The sequence below is a fragment of the Pseudoalteromonas sp. Z1A6 genome, assembly GCF_011378745.1.
GTDB classification, from domain to species: Bacteria; Pseudomonadota; Gammaproteobacteria; order Enterobacterales; family Alteromonadaceae; genus Pseudoalteromonas; species Pseudoalteromonas arctica.
The window spans coordinates 1-1,507 of sequence record NZ_WTKW01000569.1 but is presented as its reverse complement, the minus strand read 5'-3'; the positions used below and the strand labels follow the sequence as shown (position 1 = coordinate 1,507).

The 1,507-nt window shown below is 41.5% G+C and carries 1 protein-coding gene; it reads left to right on the top strand.

Going from position 1 to position 1,507, the window contains the following annotated elements:
* Positions 1-132: 132 nt before the first annotated feature.
* Entirely contained in the window at positions 133-1,446 is a 1,314-nt protein-coding gene (fahA, locus tag GQR46_RS19520; RefSeq protein WP_165742200.1) for a fumarylacetoacetase, read from the top strand.
* Positions 1,447-1,507: the final 61 nt, after the last annotated feature.

The window sequence follows — 1,507 nt, the reverse complement described above, 5'->3', positions numbered from 1 at the left end:
TTTGAGTAAATTAAAAGCAGCGAACTTCGCTGCTTTTTGTCGTTTTAATATTTAAAAAGTATGGCGCCAAGTACAAGTATGATTAAATAAACTATACCTTGTCGCCATACAGTAAAATCCAAAGGAAATGTAATGAGCCTAATTAACGAAACCCACGATATTAATTTAACCAGCTGGGTAGAGTCAGCTAATGTTGATAATTGCGACTTCCCTATTCAAAACTTACCGTTTGCAGAGTTTCGCCGTAAAGGGTCTGATGAGGCCTTTCGTGGTGGTGTTGCAATTGGTGACCAAGTAATTGATTTAGCAAAACTGAGTAAATTAAATGTTTTAACAGGTGACGCTAAAACAGCCGCTGATGCAGCAAGTGAAGCAACTCTAAATACATTTATGGGTTTAGGGGGGCAGTATTGGTCAGCACTTCGTTTAGCGCTTTCAAAAGCACTACGAGCAGGCTCTGAGCACCAACAAGCGCTTAGCGATACGCTTGTAGCACAATCTGATATAGAGTTTTCGCTACCTTGTCGTATCGGTGATTACACCGACTTTTACACCTCTATTTACCATGCAACCGCCGTGGGCAGTTTATTTCGCCCTGATAACCCATTACTACCTAACTATAAATGGGTACCTATTGGTTATCATGGTCGTTCTTCTTCAATTGACGTATCGGGTCAAACATTTCATCGCCCTAAAGGTCAAACTAAAGCGCCAGATGCAGAAGTACCGTCATTTGGTCCGTGTAAGCGCCTTGATTACGAGCTAGAAGTAGGTATTTACTTAGGTAAAGGTAATACACTGGGCGATGCTATTGCGATTGAAAATGCAGAAAACCACGTATTTGGCTTTTGTGTATTTAACGATTGGTCGGCACGCGATTTACAAGCATGGGAATACCAACCGCTTGGTCCATTTTTAGCTAAAAACTTTGCCTCAACTGTATCACCTTGGATTGTTACAACCGAAGCGTTAGCACCTTATAGAACAAGCTGGACGCGTGATGAAAACGATCCACAACCAATGGACTATCTAGAATCAAATGCTAACCGTGAACAAGGGGCTTTTGATATTCAAATGGATGTGAAGATTCAAACGCAAAAAATGCGCAGCGAAGGTCATAACCCTACACGCGTATCAACATCTAGCTTTAAGCACTCTTACTGGACTGTGGCACAAATGGTTACTCACCACACAGTAAATGGCTGTAACTTTATGCCTGGTGACATGTTAGGCTCGGGCACTCAGTCTGGTCCAACGCATGAAGAAGCGGGCTCTTTACTTGAGCTTTCTCGTGGCGGCAAAGAAAAAATCACGTTAAGCAATGGCGAACAACGTAGCTTTTTAGAAGATGGCGATAACGTTATTATGCGTGGCTGGTGTAAAAAAGAAGGCTATGTACGTATAGGTTTTGGCTCAGTAGAGAGCACAGTACTGCCTACAAAATAATACATTTCCATAAATTAAATATAAAAGGGTCGCTTGTTAAAAGCAGCCCTTTTTTATTAAT

What these genes read in the sequence shown, in the direction of transcription:
- fahA (WP_165742200.1), top strand. Translation starts at nt 133, where the DNA reads ATGAGCCTAATTAACGAAACCCACGATATTAATTTAACCAGCTGGGTA.